The sequence below is a fragment of the Sphingomonas hengshuiensis genome (assembly GCF_000935025.1).
GTDB classification, from domain to species: Bacteria; Pseudomonadota; Alphaproteobacteria; order Sphingomonadales; family Sphingomonadaceae; genus Sphingomonas; species Sphingomonas hengshuiensis.
The window spans coordinates 824,144-840,204 of record NZ_CP010836.1 but is presented as its reverse complement, the minus strand read 5'-3'; the positions used below and the strand labels follow the sequence as shown (position 1 = coordinate 840,204).

The window sequence follows — 16,061 nt, the reverse complement described above, 5'->3', positions numbered from 1 at the left end:
CGGCCACGCGCATCTGATCAGCTAAATTAAAGTATTTTGCAGTTATCGCTCTTGAGATACTTCTCAATCAGCGTCAGCGTTTGTTCGTGCCACTCCGTATGCCAAGGTAATGTGTGCCACATCCCCGGTATTTCGTGGTACTCTACTTTCTTTCCGGCCGACTTCATCGCGCGGTAGAACATGCGAGAATGCTCGGTATCAGCCTGGCGATCATGGTCACCGTGGTAAAGCATGATCGGTATGTTCGCCTTGGCGACGTTTTTCATCGGATCCATGCCGCGCACGGTCCAGCCCTGCACTTCCTGCTGGATCGGGCCGGCGCCCCACAAATTACCGATACGCTCGATGCTGGCCACGCCCGCGCCGGCGATCGCGCAGCGATACGGGCTATTCGGCCGCACGCTCGCGGCGATCGCTGCGAACCCGCCATAGGAATAGCCGAAAATCGCCATGCGCTTGGGATCGGCGACGCCCTTGGCCACCAGATAGGCGGCGCCGTCGTCCTTGTCGTCCTGCATCTTCTGGCCCCATTCGCGGTCGCCCGCGGTCCACAGGCGATGCCCCCAGCCATCGGAGCCGCGATATTGCGGCTGGATCACTGCAACGCCGCGCGTCGCCAGGAACTGTACCCAGCCCGCCGGGTCCCAACTCAGTTCGTCACGCGCCCACGGGCCGCCATGCGGCATCACCACCAGCGGGACCGGGCCCTTTGCGGGCGTCCATCCGGCCGGATAGGTCACGAAGGCGGGGATGCGGAGCCCGTCGCGCGCCGTGTAGGTGATGAATTCGGCATGGCCGAGCGTGGCGGGATCGATCCACGGGCGCTGCTTGCCGAGCAACGCCAGAGCACCGTTGCGGTAGAAATAATATTCGGGCGGCAGATCGGGCGCGTCGACCCGCACCACGGCCATCGTCCGGCTCTCCCGATTGAGCTCCAGCGTCACATTCTTGCCGGGGAAACGCGCGCGAATCTTTTGCTGCGCCTCCGCCCAGGCCGGATCGAAGATCACCTGCGTCGTCGCCGGCCCTTCGACCGCGATCCCGGAGACCTCGGTCACTTTCTTTTCGCGATCGAGGCGGAAACTCACCCCTGCGACATCGAACCCCGCCGCCTGGTATAGCGGCTCGGCCGACATCTTCTGGTTGGCGATGTCATAGGAATAGACCGCGACATTGTCGCGCCCGCGGTTGGTGAGCACGAGGAGCTCGTTCGGACTGCTGCCATAGCCGGCGACTTCGATCCTGTGCCGGTCCTTGAAGGCATAGCTCAGCGGGTCGTGCCGCACCCAGGCGCGCGTCTTCGCGTCGCGAATGTACATGCGGGCATGGAGGCTATCGCCCTGCAGATCGAGCTGGAGCTTGATCCGCGGTTCGCCGGTGGCGAGATCGACACCGCCTGCGAGGAAGACCGAACGGGCGCCGGCCTCTGCGACAAGTCGCGATTCCTTGGTCTTCAGATTGAGCTCGACGATGCTCTGTGCGTCGCCCGAACGTTCGATCAGGACCAGATCGGGATTGTAGAGATCGCGGACGAAGGTCTTCGACCCCATCCCGCCATAGCGCTCCTGATTTTCGCGCGCGCCCTTGTTGCGCGATCCGGCGGCGCCCGATCCATCGATAACATTCTTGCCGTCGAGGTCGCTGAACGCGAGCTTGCGGGTGATGGTCGGACGGCCCGACGGATTGATGACCGGCGCCTCGACGACGAAGCTGATCCGATCGTTTCCGTAGAAGCCGACCCCGACGATCCGCAGCGTTTCGGACGGTATCCACACCGGAGGCTTTGACAGGTCATCGGTCGCGTAGATCGCGATGACGGGCCATTTATACTTGTCGGTCGCGACCAGTGCGGCGAGATGCTTGCCGTCCGGCGAAATCGTGGCCGCGGTCATCTGCTCGTAGCGCGAGATCGCCGAGATCGGCAGCGGTGTCGGTGCGACCGATTGCCCGGTCGAACCCGGCACCGATTGCGCCACGGCAAGAGGCGAAGCCGCCCAGGCCGCGGCGGCGATCGCCAGCGCCATGCCAGTCGTGATGAATTCCCCCCGGAACGTCCGACGCACTATAATGTCCCCCTGTCGACCGCATCCGCCGGGCTCTCAGGCCAGTGTCAGCGTAGCGATCCAACAAGGACGAATGCGGGCGCCCAACCCGCATCGATCAAGACACATATTTTTCAAGTTTCCTTCATCAATCTGAGATGTCGTGACATTATCGAGGCACTATGCGGTCGGGTGCCGCTTTAAGAGCCCGCAGCAGCGATGCTGGCCGAAGCAACGGCCCAGGCGATCGGCGGTCAGCCCGCGCTCTTACCGCTCTTCGCGTCGAGCGCGCGCACGACATCGGCGGTAAGGTCGTTGGCGAAGTTGCCGCCGAGCGCCGATCCCCGATCGAACAGCAGCCCGCACTTTTTCTGCTGGTACGCCGCGGCAATCACCGGCTGGGCAAGGTCGGCGATCTGCTGCATTTCCCGGGTGCGCGCGGCCTCGATCTCGCTCGAATGCTTCTGCGCCTTGGCCTGGAGCGGCTGGAGCCGTGCCGACAGCGCCTGTTCGCGGGTGCGGCGCTGGTCGGGAGTGAGCTTGGCGGCTTCGGCCTGGAGCGCTTTGGCTTCGGCTTCCAGCGGCGCGCGCTCGGCGGCGATCTGGGCCTGGGCGTCGTCGGCCATCTTTTTGAGGCGGGCCGTCGCCGCCTTGCCGATCAGGGCATTGGCGAAGATCGCCTCGCGAGACAACAGGCACACGCCGGGGACGACCGGTCCGCCCAGCGTGGGCGCCGCGGGCGCCGTTGCCGGGGCAGTCTGGGCGAAGGCAGAAGCGCTGGTCGACAGCAAGGCGGCGGCACTCAGAATGGTACGAAGGATCATGGCAAGGCTTTCATTCAGCAATGGACAGGGTGTTCGACGGGCAAATTAGCGCTGCTTTGTGACGAGTCCGCAGACTCGGTACGCGCGCTCTGGCGGGCCAGCAGCGTATTGAAATGGTCGAGCGAGGCGAGGTGGCTATGAACCAGCGCCAGCCAGCCGCTCTTGTGCCACGCGACTATCGTCGCATCGTCGAGTGCCGCGAACCGGGCGGGGTCGACGACCAGAAACCCGTCGATGCCGAGCTTGCGACCGTCCGGCAGCGTGACGTCGGCGCGACGCGACACGAGCAGATCGCTTGCCTTCAACGCCTTGCAGAATGCCGCAGTCGCGGCGGCGTCGCGGCGATAGAATTCGCAGAATTCGAGCGCCTGGTGCGTCAGCGCGCTGGGCTTGCCGTCCTCGAACAGGGCGACGCCCTCGTCACCCGAATCCGCAAACCGTTCCGACGCGGTGTCGGCGATCAGCGCGAACTGCTCGGTGTCGCCCGTCGCGACGAAGCCGAACGGATAGCGCCGGACATAGGCAGGGACGTGCATCCCCTCGGTCCAGGCGCCGTCGGTCACGAACAGATTATCCTCGCCGAGCCCGAGCAGCGCCACCGGCGAAGGCAATTCGGCATCGGCGAACAGGATCGGATAGTGGCGCGCTGCGGCAACGAATTCCCCGATGACCATCGGGACATAGGGAGTCCGGGCCGCGAAGCGATAATCGCCCATTCTCAGGCGCCAATCCCGGTGGCGTTCGAGCGATAGCGCCTGGGGCGCGCGATAGAAGAGCGGCAATGGCAGGGCGTTGGACACGGTCTGATCCTTCAATCAGGGAAGTTCGCGGGCGGGGAAGAAAAGGGAGTAAAAAACCCCGCCCGCTCGCCGCCCGGGTCGGCTGGCGGCGAAAGCATGATGGCGCGGCCCGGCTCGGACCGCGCCTTGTCCTTGGTCGCTCAGCGATTCCGCCGGCAGCCATCGGTATCGCTATCCTCACAGCCTTCGGTTCCGAAGCTGACCACCGAACCGGTCAGGATAGTCTGACGCACCGTCCGCAACTTCTCGACCACGGTCGCCATGTCGAATGCCCGGTCGAGCGCGTTGTCTTCCGCCGATTGTGCGAAATTCTCGAGGTTGAGCGCGCCGACCGACCCTTCGTCGGTGGTCAGGTCGATATTGGTCAGGCCGCCCACCGTGATGTTGTCGAGCCCGCGGATTTCGATCGCTCCGACGAACAGATCGCGCGAGGCGCGGATGCCCGCATCGCCGGCGTTGACGATGCCGTTAAAGGCATAGAGGTCGACATCGCCGCCCTGTTTGCCGTCGACCTGATCCAGCGTCGCGATACCGGCGCCGTTGGGCAGGCCCGATAGCTGGACGCGGGTCTGGCCGAAAGCGTCGATCGGGAACGCCACCGGCGGCACCGAGAGCGACGATTTGCGCCCGCGCCCGGCATCGATGTTGCCGAACGAAGACCAGATCATGATGTCGCCATCGTCGGCGGTCATCGTGCGGCTTTGGTTGACGATATAGTCGCCCTTGACGATCGCGTTGACCGATCCGCCGCGCTGGGTGACGATGCCCGCCTCGCCGGGATTGGTGTTCGCCACCGACAGGCTGGCAAGCTGCACCGAACCGCCGGGCGCCACCAGATCGATGCCGCCGCCGCTTTCGGCGCGCACCTGGCTGACGATCATGTTGATGTCGCCGGTCCAGCTATGCTCGCCCGCGGCCAGTGCCTCGCCCGGCTTGCGCTGGGCACCCGGGAACAGGCGGCCCAGTGCATCATAGCCGCGCGTCGGATCGCCCTGGCGTTCGAAGCGGCCATCGGTCTCGTCCGAGCGCCCCACTGCCTCGCGGCCCGCGGTCTTGAGCTCGGCATTGAGGATGCGCACCGCGAGCGGCTGTTTGAGCACCGGATCGAGCGCCTCGAACGCAGCCAGCGCGGCGGCATATTCCGCCGGGTCGATCGCCGCGGCCAGCTTGCCCCGCGTCACGTCGCGGCTGCCGCTCGTCTCGTCCGCCACGGTGGTCGGGATCAGCGCGTCGCCGTTCAGCCCGCGCATATAGTTGATCAGCTCGATCGCATAGACCGTCGCGCGGGTGGTGCCGTCCTTGAGCACGACATCGGTGGAAACCGCCAGGCCGCGCTCGTCCTTGACATAATATTGGCGCAGCCAGGCCGGTGCTTCGGCGATGCTCTCCGGATCGAGATAATAATCGAAAAAGGCCTCATATTCGGGTGCCTGATCGATACCGGCCAGCATCGTGATGCTGCCCCCGTTGAGCGGCGCGGCGGTCGCGACCGAGCTGATCGCCTCGCGGGCGCGAATGCCCTCCCCGGCGGTGCGGCCCATGAAGATCTCGTCCCCGGCCTGGACCCACAAACGGCCCGGACCGTACAGCGTCGCATTGGGCAGATAGATCGCGCCGCCCGCCTCGATCACCGGCACGTCCGAACCGTCATGGGTGAGGAAGATCATCTCGCCCAGGCGGACATCGCCGCCGGCCTTGACCCGGGTCTCATGGCCAAAGGTGAAGGCCCCGCCATGCGCGCGCTGCGCGTTCAGGTCATAAGAGGCGGCGCTGCGACCGATAATGTCGCCCTGCGCAGCGTAGATGCGGCTGTAGCTGGACGATCCGCTGTGCACGTTCGCGCCGTCGATGCCGAAGCCCGGCCCGGCCTGTTTGAACGTCCATTTGCCGCTGACAGGGTCCAGCGTGATCGTCGAAGTGAACAAGGGCTGCAGATTGCCCCCGCCGGGATTGATGGCGCGCGCCACCCATTCGGAATCTGCCCAGCCGATGGTCAGATCGGCGCCCGTATAATCGCCCCCGGTTCCCCAGAAATTCACGTTCTGCTGGGCCAGGATGTCGAGCCGGGTGTCGGCCCACATATCGACGATCGTCCGCGCCATATGCTGGTCCGACCGACCGAAATTCACCGATCCGGCCGTCGCGATAAAGGCCGTTTTGCTCGGCAGGATATCAACGCCATATTGATATTCCTGGCCCAGGATCGTGATGTCGCCACCCAGCGAGGTGATCCGCGCCGATGTATTCTCGGTATAGCCCAGCCAGCGCGGCTGTTCCTGGGCCACGCCCAGGCTCGAGGTGATCCCGCGCAGGACGACGTCGCCGCCGGCTTGAAGCGCGATGCTGCCGTCATCGACGACCAGAGTCAGGTTGGCGAGGTTCCGGTTGGCAGGCCGGACGAGATAGGAACTCGTCCGCTCGGCGGTGCCGGTCACGCTGCCAGCCACGTCGATCGTCCCGGTGCCCTTGGACACCATCACGATGCCGCCGAGCAGATTGCGGCCGACATCCATCACCAGATCGCCGCCACCCGAATAATGGACCTCCTTGGCGTCGCCCGCAAACCTGCCACCCGACACGCGCACCGTGGTCGGCAGCGCGACGAGCAGATTGTCGACATCGCCGCCGCTGACGATGCTGACGTCGCCGCCGCCAAGCGCGCCGATGCCCTGCACGAAGCGATCGACAAGCAGCGACAGCGAGGTCTGGCCGACGAAATTATTCTGGTTCGGCTGGACGACGTTGTTGAACGGCGCGTCCGGGTCCTTGCCTGAATAGCTGTACCCATAGAGCGTCGTCGCCGCGGTCCCGCCATTATCCGCAAGCCAGCGGAAATTCTCGATCAGCATGCCGGCGCCGTTGATCGATCCGCCGACATTGACCGAAACGTCGCCGCCCTTTTCTGCATAAAGCGGATTGAGGACATAGCCGGTGGTGTTGGTGTTCACATAACCAGCCAGCGCCGGCGGCGTGAAGCCGTCCACCGGCGCGGCTTCCACGCCCGCCGTATAGATCGCGCCATTGACCATCTCGACCAATCCGGATCCGAGTAAGCGTCCGTCGGCCAGCGTGATGGCGGAGCTGCCGGTTCCCCCGACGACGACGTTCACGACGACATCGCCCAGGCCGGGGATCGAGACCGGTATGGCCCGATCGACCGACGCGGTCGGGTCCGTGCTCCGGTTGGACGCCATCTCCCATACCAGCTCGCTGCCAAGCAGGGTCTTGCCGGAAATGACCACCTCGCCGGGGAAGCTGGTATCGGCGATCAGTTCCAGGTCCGCCGCCAGCACGGTGTCGGCGGACAGCGTGGTGCCATCGGGCAACACCGTTCCGGCGGGCAGCTTCGTACCCCTGCGCAGCACGGTGCCGGCAGGAAGCTCGGGATAGATGGTGTTGCGCCCCGGCGCCTGCGGGACCGTAACGCGACCGGGGACGCTCCAGTCCGCAGTCAGGGTGATCGGAGTCGAGAGGCTCTGCGTATAGTTGACGACCCTGCCGTCCGGCATCCGGGTTCCCGCCGGCAGGATGGTGCCCACGGGGATGACGGTTCCCGCCGGGAATACCGGGTTCTGAAGGATCTTGTCGGGGGTCTTGACTGCATAGGTGGTCGGCTTGAGCACCGTGCCGTCGAATATCGGCGTGCCTGCGGGGACGGTGATCCGTGCCGCCGGCGCGCTCGCGGTCCAGGAGCCCTGATACCGGATATAGGATGCGTCTTCGTAATTGAGGTCGCCGCTCGCCGCGACATTGATGTCGCCGGTGCCGGTGCGGACGATGCCGCCGATCTCGATATTGCCGTCGCTGCCGGCCAGCGTCGACAGGACATTGGTCTGCCCGAAATCGGCGCCCGCGACGAGGTTGAAGCTCCACGACCGATCGTTGGTGAGATCGTCCGCCGGGGCGGCGGGCAAGGGCTGGCCCAGTTCATAGCCCGCCGGCGGTGCAATGGCATCCGTGGTGGGCGTCGCGCTGATGAAGCCGTCCGACAGATTGGCGTTGATCAGCAGATCGCCGCCGGCGCGAAGCGTCAGCACGCCGGCCCGCCCCTCGAAGCGCGCTGCGTTGAGGTTCCAGTTATGGACCAGGTCGAGATCGCCTGCCGAGCGCAGTTCGATGCCCGGCACGATCACGAAGGACGCATTGCCCGTCTGGTTGAGCCGGGTCCGGATATTGGCCGCATTGGCGGTCATGAACGCCGAAGCATCGCCGATCACGCTGGTCTGCAGCGCCGTATCGATTTCGGCGAGATGGCCGTTGGCGGCATTGCCGTCGGCATCGGCCAGGTCATAGACGCGGAACGCCTCGAGCTGGGTGTCGCCGCCGGTGACCGTTGCCGACCAGCGGCTGACCCCGACATCGCCGCCCATCTGCGGCGCGCGCAGGCGGACTTCACCCGCCACGCCGGTGCCGGTCCCGGCGACGTTGATCGCCGCCGCGCCAACATCGATGCTGCCCCCGGTCGCGACCTGGAGATCGACCGACCCGCCACGCAAATTGGTCCCCTTGGCGTTGACGTCGAACGCCGCGCCATCGGCGATGACCAGATTGCCGCCCGACGCCAGCAGGATCGATCCGCCCTTGGCGCTGTCGCTGCCGATCCGCGCGTCGCTGGCGACGCGGATGTCGCCGGTGCCGGTGACGATGCGCAGGGCATCGACTCGCGTCACCCCGGTCAGCGTCACATCGCCGTCGAGGATCGCGAAATCGCGGCTGCGGGAGAAGCCCGAGCTGTTGAGCAGGGCATTCAGGCTGCCGAAATCCGCCAGTGTCGACGTGGTCAGGGCAAAGCTGCCGCCGCGATAGCCGCTGGCCACCTTCGCCTCCAGCGCCCCCGCCAGCGTCGCGCTGCCGCGACCCGCCGAAAGCACCAGCGAACCGGCATCGCCGCCGGCCTGGCCGCCCGAGATGTTCACCGATGCGCCGCTATCGACCAACACATCGCCAAGGATCGAGGTCAGTTGCACCCCGCCGCCCGGCAAGAAGCCCTGCACTTCGAAGAACGACACGTCAGCACCGGCAACATCGATCTTCGCCCCGGTCAGCAGGCGGACATCGCCGTCGGTGGCGGTGGCGCGGACCGTGCCCGAGCCAGCCTGGATCGTGCCGCCGATTTCGACGCTGTCGCCGATGAAATCGAGCAACGCACCGGCGGTGACGAACGCCGGCAGGGCGGCGGTCGCGCCGTTGCCGAGCAGCTGGATCGCGCCATCCACGCGCACTTCATGGCCAGCGCCGCTGTCGCCGGTGATCTGCGCTGCGCGCACCGTCAGCGGACCGTCGAGGAGATTGTCGCCCTGGCCGGCGAAGATCAGCCGTTCCGCGGCATCGATCGTCGTTGCACCATAAGCGATCGCGAAATCGCCTTCGCCCAGCACGACGTTGCGCGCCTTCAGCGCCAGCGTGCCGCCGCTGCCGATGGCATCCTGCGCAGCGGCATCGCTGTTGCGCAGTTCAAGCGTGCCGGCGGTGATGCTGGCCGTGCCGGGCGCGTCGCCGCGATCGACCAGCGCCGCACCATCCAGCACCACGGCGCCGGTAAGGTTCAGCGCCACGTCGCCATAGAAATCGAAGGTCGAATAGCTTTTGAGCGTCAACTTGCTCGCCTGGCCAAGGCCCGCCAGCGTACCGCCCGAGACCAGCAGCCCTTCGGTGCCTTCGGGCACTGCGCCGAAGCTGATCAGACCCGACGCGGCGGTGATCGCACCCGCCTTGATCGTGGCCCCGTCGCCGACCAGCGTGTTCTGGGTCGCGTCGAGAAGGATCGAATCGGTGGCCTCGAGGATCGCGCCCGCTTCGACGATCATGTCGCCCGCGTCGCTGATGACGTTGGTGCGCGAGACGGTGATGTCGCCAAGGTTCGAAACCCGCAGGAACGCGCCCCCGCGATCCTCGGCGGGCGTGATGTCCGATTGATTCCACGGCGTGACGTACACCGGTATGCTCGGCGCGATGGCGAGATTTGCCGCATCGGTGCCGTTACCCGTGGCGCGCACCACCGCGCCGCTTTCGACGCGCACCGTCTGGTTGGCGGCGAACAGCAATTCGGTGCCGGTCAGCGCATTTTGCGCATTGGTGCGAATGACGACATTCTCGGCACCGACGCTCTTTTCGGGCGAGCGGATTTCGCCGGGGTCTTCGCGCGTCAACTGGCCCGTGACGATCTCCAGCCCGGCCGCGCCCTGGCGACGGATGCCGCCGATCAACAGGCTCTCGGCAATGTTCGACAGCTTGTTCGGGTCGAGTACGAGATAGCCCGGCAGATCGCTGACATCGGTGCCCGGCGCGGCAATGACGATATTGTCCGACGTGATGTCGACCACGCCGCCGCGCGTGCCCTGAACGCCGCCCTGCCCGGCCGCGAGGATCGTCCCGTCCAGCGTCAGCGACGTGTTGGCGGCGAGCGTCAGGAAGCCGCCATCGGTGGGGAGCCGCGGATCGGCATTATAGGGATTGCCCGAACGGAGCAGCCCCTCGAGGAAGCGCGCGCTCGAGAAGAAGCTGTTGCCATAGGTCTCGAAATATTCCGAGCGGTTGCGGACGTCGGTGCCACGCTCGACGCGGTAGGTCGACTGGACCTGATCGGCGATCGTCGTGCCCAGCACGCCACGGCGACCGAGCACCGCGAAGCTGTCGTCGCCCACCTGCTGTGCGGTCGCTGTGGCCGGGACCAGGCCTTCGGCCAGCGTGATGCGATAGCCGCCGGGGGTCAGCGCATATTCCGCCGGCAACAGCGTGTACCAGCCCGCCTGGTGGCCGTCGAACGCGGCGAGCCAGACGGCATCGCCGATCGACAGGCCGGTGGCATTGGGGTCCTGGCTGACGCCCTGGCCGGGCGCGGCAACGCCCTGGCCGGGATTGTAGAGCGGATCGATCGGCGCGATCACGCCGGTGCCATAGGTCGGCACGATCGCGTAGACGCCCTGCCCTTCGAGCACGTTGGACTGGCCGAGCGGACCCGCGACGAATTCCAGGCCGAGCACGTCGCCGCTGCCCGAAACGTCGATCACGGCGCCCGACTGGACATCGATCAGATCGCCGGTCAGCGACACGCGCTTCTCGGGCGGGGTCGCAAGCTCGACATCGCCTTCCGCGCGCTGCGGACGGTACCAGGACTGGCCGTCAAAGGTGGTGCCGTACAGGATGGTGCGGCCATCGGCAGCGGTCGAGGTAATGCTGCCCGACTGGAGTTCCACTCGGCCCGGGGTGAACAATGGTTCGCCATTGTCGTCGTAGATCGGGAAGCCATCCGCGTCGGTCTGCGCGACGCGCGTGGCGTTGAGGCGAATCTCGCCGAACGGCGCGCGAAGCGTGCCGGCCTGCTCGATCAGCGGCGCAGTGAAGGTCATCAGGCCGCCCGCGGACAAAGGCGCGATGCTGGCGCCCGCCCGCTCGATGCGGATGCTCTGGGACGATGCGAATTCGAGCTTGCCGTCGGTGGTCGGATAGATCTGGCCGGCGCGCAGCACGAGCGCGCCGGTGGTGAGCACGCCCGGGGTCGACGGGCCGGTATCGGCGACGACCTGCTGGTTCAGGCCATAGCCGCCGCGCATGTCGCCGCGCGCCTCGATGACGACCTTCTCGAACCCGCCGACGTTGAACTTGGACTGGAACTCCACCGTCTCGCCAGAGATGGTCAGCGTGCCCGTCTTTGCCGCGTCGAGGACCTGGCCTTGCTGGAGCACCCCGCCGAGATTGATGTTGCGGCTGGTGAAGCGCATGTCGCTGGCGCCGCTGATGACGCCCGTGAGGTTCAGGACGCGCTGGCTGGCGAGTTCGACGGCATGTTCGGACTTGATGTTGCCGGCGATCGAGACGGTATCGAAGCCCTTCATGTCCTTCAGCGGGGTAGCGCCGATATGCAGGCTGCTGCCGCGCGACAGGCTGTCCGGATTCGGGCCATAGGCCATGGCGCGCAACACGAATTCGATCGAATTCTGGAATTCCGCGGCGTCGACCGGCGTATAGCCGTCCGGAACCGCGAACTTGCCGCCCCCGGCAGCGGGAAGCGCCGGCGACACCGTCAGGGTGGGATCGAGATACAGCGCGCCCTGGACATCCTCAGGACGAGTCAGCGTCAACGGCGCGAGCGCCGCACGCATGAAGTCCTGGAACTCCGCCATGCTGGTGAACTGGAGATCCTCGATCGCATTGGGGCCGAAACCGAGTTCCTGCTGCCAATAGGAATTGGACCGATAGAAATCGACCAGGCTCAGCGGGTTTTCGGGCGTCGGCTCGGCGACGGACCATTGCAGGTTCTGGAGGATGCTTTCGACGTCGTAGATGCCCGGCGAGCCGAGCAGGGTGCCGTCGCGCCCCCCGGTGACATGGAGCGTGCCCGCATAATTATAGATCGTCCCGGCATTGCCGCGCAGCGTCCCCAGAACATTGCCGCCCGTCAGATCGAGCGTGATCGAACCCGCATCGCTGCCGATCACCTCGTTTACCCGGACCACGGTGTAGCGGCCGGGCTGATTGACCGTCAGCAGGCCCTTTGTGCCCGAAACGTCGATCAGCGCGCCGCTGTCGATCGCGGCATTGCTGGCGTCGATCACGACGCTGCCGCCGGCGACGATGCGCCCGTCATACCAGAAGCCACGACCATCGGCGCCGCCGGGCACCTTGGTGGTCTGGACCAGGCCGGTGGCATCGAGCACCGCGGTGCTCGCGAGGTGGACGGTCCCGGCACCTTCGCCCGCCCGCAGCGAGATCGCGCCGCCCTGGGCGCGGATCGTCCCGGCGACATCGATCTCCCCGCCGGTCAGCGACACGCTGCCCGTGGCGTTGACCTGGACCAATGCGCCCTGCGCGACCGATATGCGCCCGGCCAGAAGCGCCAATGCCCCGCCGGTGCGCTGACGCGAGAGCGTCACCGCGTCCAGATCGGCGCCGGTGGCGATCCCGATCGGGCTGCCGTCGAAGCTCATGACCCCCGTCTGAAACGCCAGCTTCGCGCCCTGGGCGATGTCGATCGAACCCGCGGTCAGCGTCAGGCTGCCAGCGCCAATATCGTCGAACAGCGTGTCGCTGAGATATTCGACGCCCTCGGCACCCGTGCCGCCGGCCACCCCGATCATGACGTCACCGCCCGCAACAAGGTTCAGGCTGCCACCGCCGCCAAGACCGCCGAGATCGATGTCGGCAAGGTCGAGCAGCGCAGTCAGCGACATTGCGGAACCGCCCAGCGCGATGCCGCCGCCCTTGCCGGCGACGAGCTGGAATTCGCCGGGTCCGCTCGCGGTCGGGGGCGAAAGCCGCTTGTACCAACCGCCGCCGCCGGCATCGAGCGTCACCGGGCCCGTCAGCTCGGCGTTGAGCAGCGAGATGCTGCCGCCGTCGACATAGCCGAGCGAAGTGCCCGCCGGCGCGTCGGCATCATTGACCCAGGGCGCCGCGACCGAGAGCAGCACGCCGCGGCCGATGACGGTGCCGTCACCGCCGCCGAAGGCGATGGTGCCCGACGGCGCGATCACGCTGACATTGTTGCCGACGGTAAGCTTGCCGCCTTCCCCCGCCATCGTGAATCCGCCGCCGGGCTGGAGACGGATGGACGCGCCGGAATGGATCGTCTCCGACTGATGACCGCTGCCGAAGCTTAGCGACACCTCCCCCATGCCGCTGAAGAAATCATCCTCGATGAACTGGATCGCTTCGCCCTGCTCGCCTTCATAGGTCGACCAGTCCTGCCCGATCAGCCCCGGGTCGAGCCGCAGCGTCTGCTTTTCCCAGTAATCCTTGGCATCCTCGTCGGTCAGTTCCACCCAGATATCGCCCGTAAAGGCGTTCTCATCGCGCATGATGATGGAGTGGCGCGATGCCCAGGCGCCATATTCCGGACCGCCGCGATGCAGCACCGCCGAGCCCGCCTTGGGCAGGGCCGCGGTGGTCACCAGCGTCGCGCCTACCGCACCGACGGGCATCCGCGGCGCCTTGATAAGCCCGATCGCCGCAAGTTGCTGGCGCTCGCCGACGACAACATCGCCCTTGAGCTTGCCGAACAGCCGTGCGCTGGCCGCCAGCAATTCTACCGATCCGGCATCCGACCCTTCGACATAGCCCTGCTCGATCCGCGTCGTTTCGGTGAGGCCAACATATTTGATGTTTCCGTCGGCAGTCGAAATGTCGTGAAAGCGCCCGGAACTGTCTTCCAGCCGGGTCGTCTTGACCTGACCTTCAAGATATTTGGTGCTTCCGCCCGATACGTCGATCGTCGCGCCATCGTCCACCACCGCATATTCGGTCGCGCGGATCTGCACCTTGCCGCCCTTGGTGGACATTTGCGATGCCGTTCGCTGCTCGCCGCTCAGCGCGCCGGTCCAGTCGACGATCCCCGCACCGACGCGGCGATCGACATAGACCGTCTCGCCGACCAGGATGCCGTCGCGCTGCTTGGGCGACCCCGAGACTTCGTTGGAACGCACTTCCACGGCGAACACATTGTCCGCAACGCTGCGCTCGACATCGCGCAGGCCCGATACGTCGATCCGCGCCCCCGCGCGCATCGTGAAGCTGCCTTCGTCTTCACCGTTATCGGACCACGTATCGTCGGGCGCGTCCGGGCTGGTACCGCCGCTCGCGCCCGAACCATAGGCATTGGCGTGAATCGTGATCTCGCCGCTGCGCGAAGTCAGTTCGGAATTGCGATCGAGCAGGATGTCCTTGCCCGCCAGCAGGATCTTGCCCGGCGCGAACGTGTCGGCGGCCAGCCCGGTCAGCGACGAAAGATCGGGGGTGATCCGGGTGATGCTGTTTTCGCCCAGCGTGAGCGCGCCGCCAAAGCGGTTGCGCGGGCCGTGGCTGGCCTGGAGCAGGATCGAGCCGCTACGCTGGCGCACGCCGTTGGTGACCAGGATCGAGCCCTTCTGCTCGACATTGGCGCCGATCATCGAGACCGACCCGCGATCTGCCACGATTTCGCCGGTGTTGGTCGCGTACATGCCGACCTCGTCGGCGCGCTCCAGATAGAGGTCGTCCCACACCGCGGCCAGCGCCGAACTATAGGGCAGGCCGGGGATCGAGCCGCGGCTGTCGGACACGCCGACCGCCGAAACGTTCGCCGTCAGGCCGCCGCGCACCGAATTGGTGTAGTTCTGCCCGGCGCTCAGCTTGATCTGTTCGCCGGCGGCGATCAGCACCTGCCCGTCATGCGCCTCAAGCCGTCCGGCGTTGCTGACATTGGGCCCGAACAACATGATCTTGCCGGGGCTTGCGGGGTCGGAGGACACGGCGCGCAGCGTGGCGCCCTTCTCGACGATCACGCGCGAATTGGCGATATAGTTGTTGTAGGTCTGCTGCGCGGTGGCGACGCGCGCCGCATATACGTCGATGAACTGCGCCTTGATCTGCGCGGCCACTTCGTCGCGCAGCGCCTGCGGGATCAGCGCGGACGTCGCCGGCTTGTTCTGGTAGCTGATGCCGTTGAAGAAGAGCTGCGGGTCCTTGAAGTTGTCGTAGTTGTAATCGCCAAGCTTGGACACATCGATCTGCGAAACGATCGATTCGATGACATCGCCAAGGCCGTTCGAGACATAGTTATAGTCGACATAATAAACGGTCTTGCCCTGGGCGGCATCGTAATAGTTCAACAGCCCCAGCGTATAACCTTTGAGATAATCGCCATCCACGCCCTGATAATTCTGGTCGCGCAGAACCGCCTGGCGGATCGCGGCGCGCGCGATCAGATCGAGGACGGTGGGGTTCTCCCCGCCGACAGGGCGCGCCGTCGGATTCAGCCACGAAGTCGGGTCCAGCCCTTCGACCGGGCGCGGCGCGACGGCGATCGTCGGCACCGGGTAGAGGTCGGAAAAGAGAGTGTCCGCGCGGGTGCCGCGGATTATCCCCTCGCCCGACAACAGCCCCTTGTCGAGCTGTTCCTCGGTGATCGGCAGCGCAGTGGCCAAAATGGTGTGCGCGTTGATCTGGGCGCCATTGCGAAAGATGATGCCGTTGGTGTTCTGCAACCACACCTGGCCATTGGCGGTGATCTTGCCCGCGATCTCGCTCGGCTTTACGTCGAAGATCCGGTTCAGCGCGATCCAGTCGGTCGCCTGCTGCTTGAAGACCACTTCTTCGTTCTTGGCGACGTCGAAGCGCGACCAGTCGAGCAGTGCCTTTTTCTGCTCCTGCTCGATCGTCATCACCAGCCCGTTATTGCCCTGCGCAACGGTCGGGAGCTTCGCCCCCGTCCAGCGTCCTCCCTGAAGCACCTGCGCGCCGGGAAGCGTGCCCGCCTGCTGCGCGGCAGCCGGGCTCGCCGCCAGTGCCAGCAAGGACGCCATGCTGACCGAGGTGGCCAGCGCGGCCCGGCTCAGGCGCGAAACGCCAAGGCGCAGCGGTTGGGACAAAAGGACGTTGGGGCGACGACGATAGGACATGGTGATCTCCTCGAGATCAAA

The 16,061-nt window shown here is 66.0% G+C and carries 4 protein-coding genes; all 4 read right to left on the bottom strand.

All coding sequences use genetic code 11. From position 1 onward, the window contains the following. Nucleotides 1-26: 26 nt before the first annotated feature. Nucleotides 27-2,063, bottom strand: coding sequence for an alpha/beta hydrolase family protein (locus TS85_RS03865; RefSeq protein ID WP_227698655.1), 2,037 nt, complete (start codon nt 2,061-2,063; stop codon nt 27-29). A gap of 233 nt (nt 2,064-2,296) precedes the next feature. Next, on the bottom strand, nt 2,297-2,866 hold the full coding sequence (locus TS85_RS03860; RefSeq protein ID WP_044330534.1) for an OmpH family outer membrane protein: 570 nt from the start codon (nt 2,864-2,866) through the stop codon (nt 2,297-2,299). 14 nt (nt 2,867-2,880) lie between these two features. After that, complete coding sequence (locus TS85_RS03855) at nt 2,881-3,666, bottom strand: SapC family protein (protein WP_227698654.1); 786 nt, start codon at nt 3,664-3,666, stop codon at nt 2,881-2,883. 140 nt (nt 3,667-3,806) lie between these two features. Continuing rightward, a complete protein-coding gene (locus TS85_RS03850) occupies nt 3,807-16,040 on the bottom strand; it encodes a filamentous haemagglutinin family protein (protein ID WP_162184688.1) in 12,234 nt (4,077 codons plus the stop codon). Nucleotides 16,041-16,061: the final 21 nt, after the last annotated feature.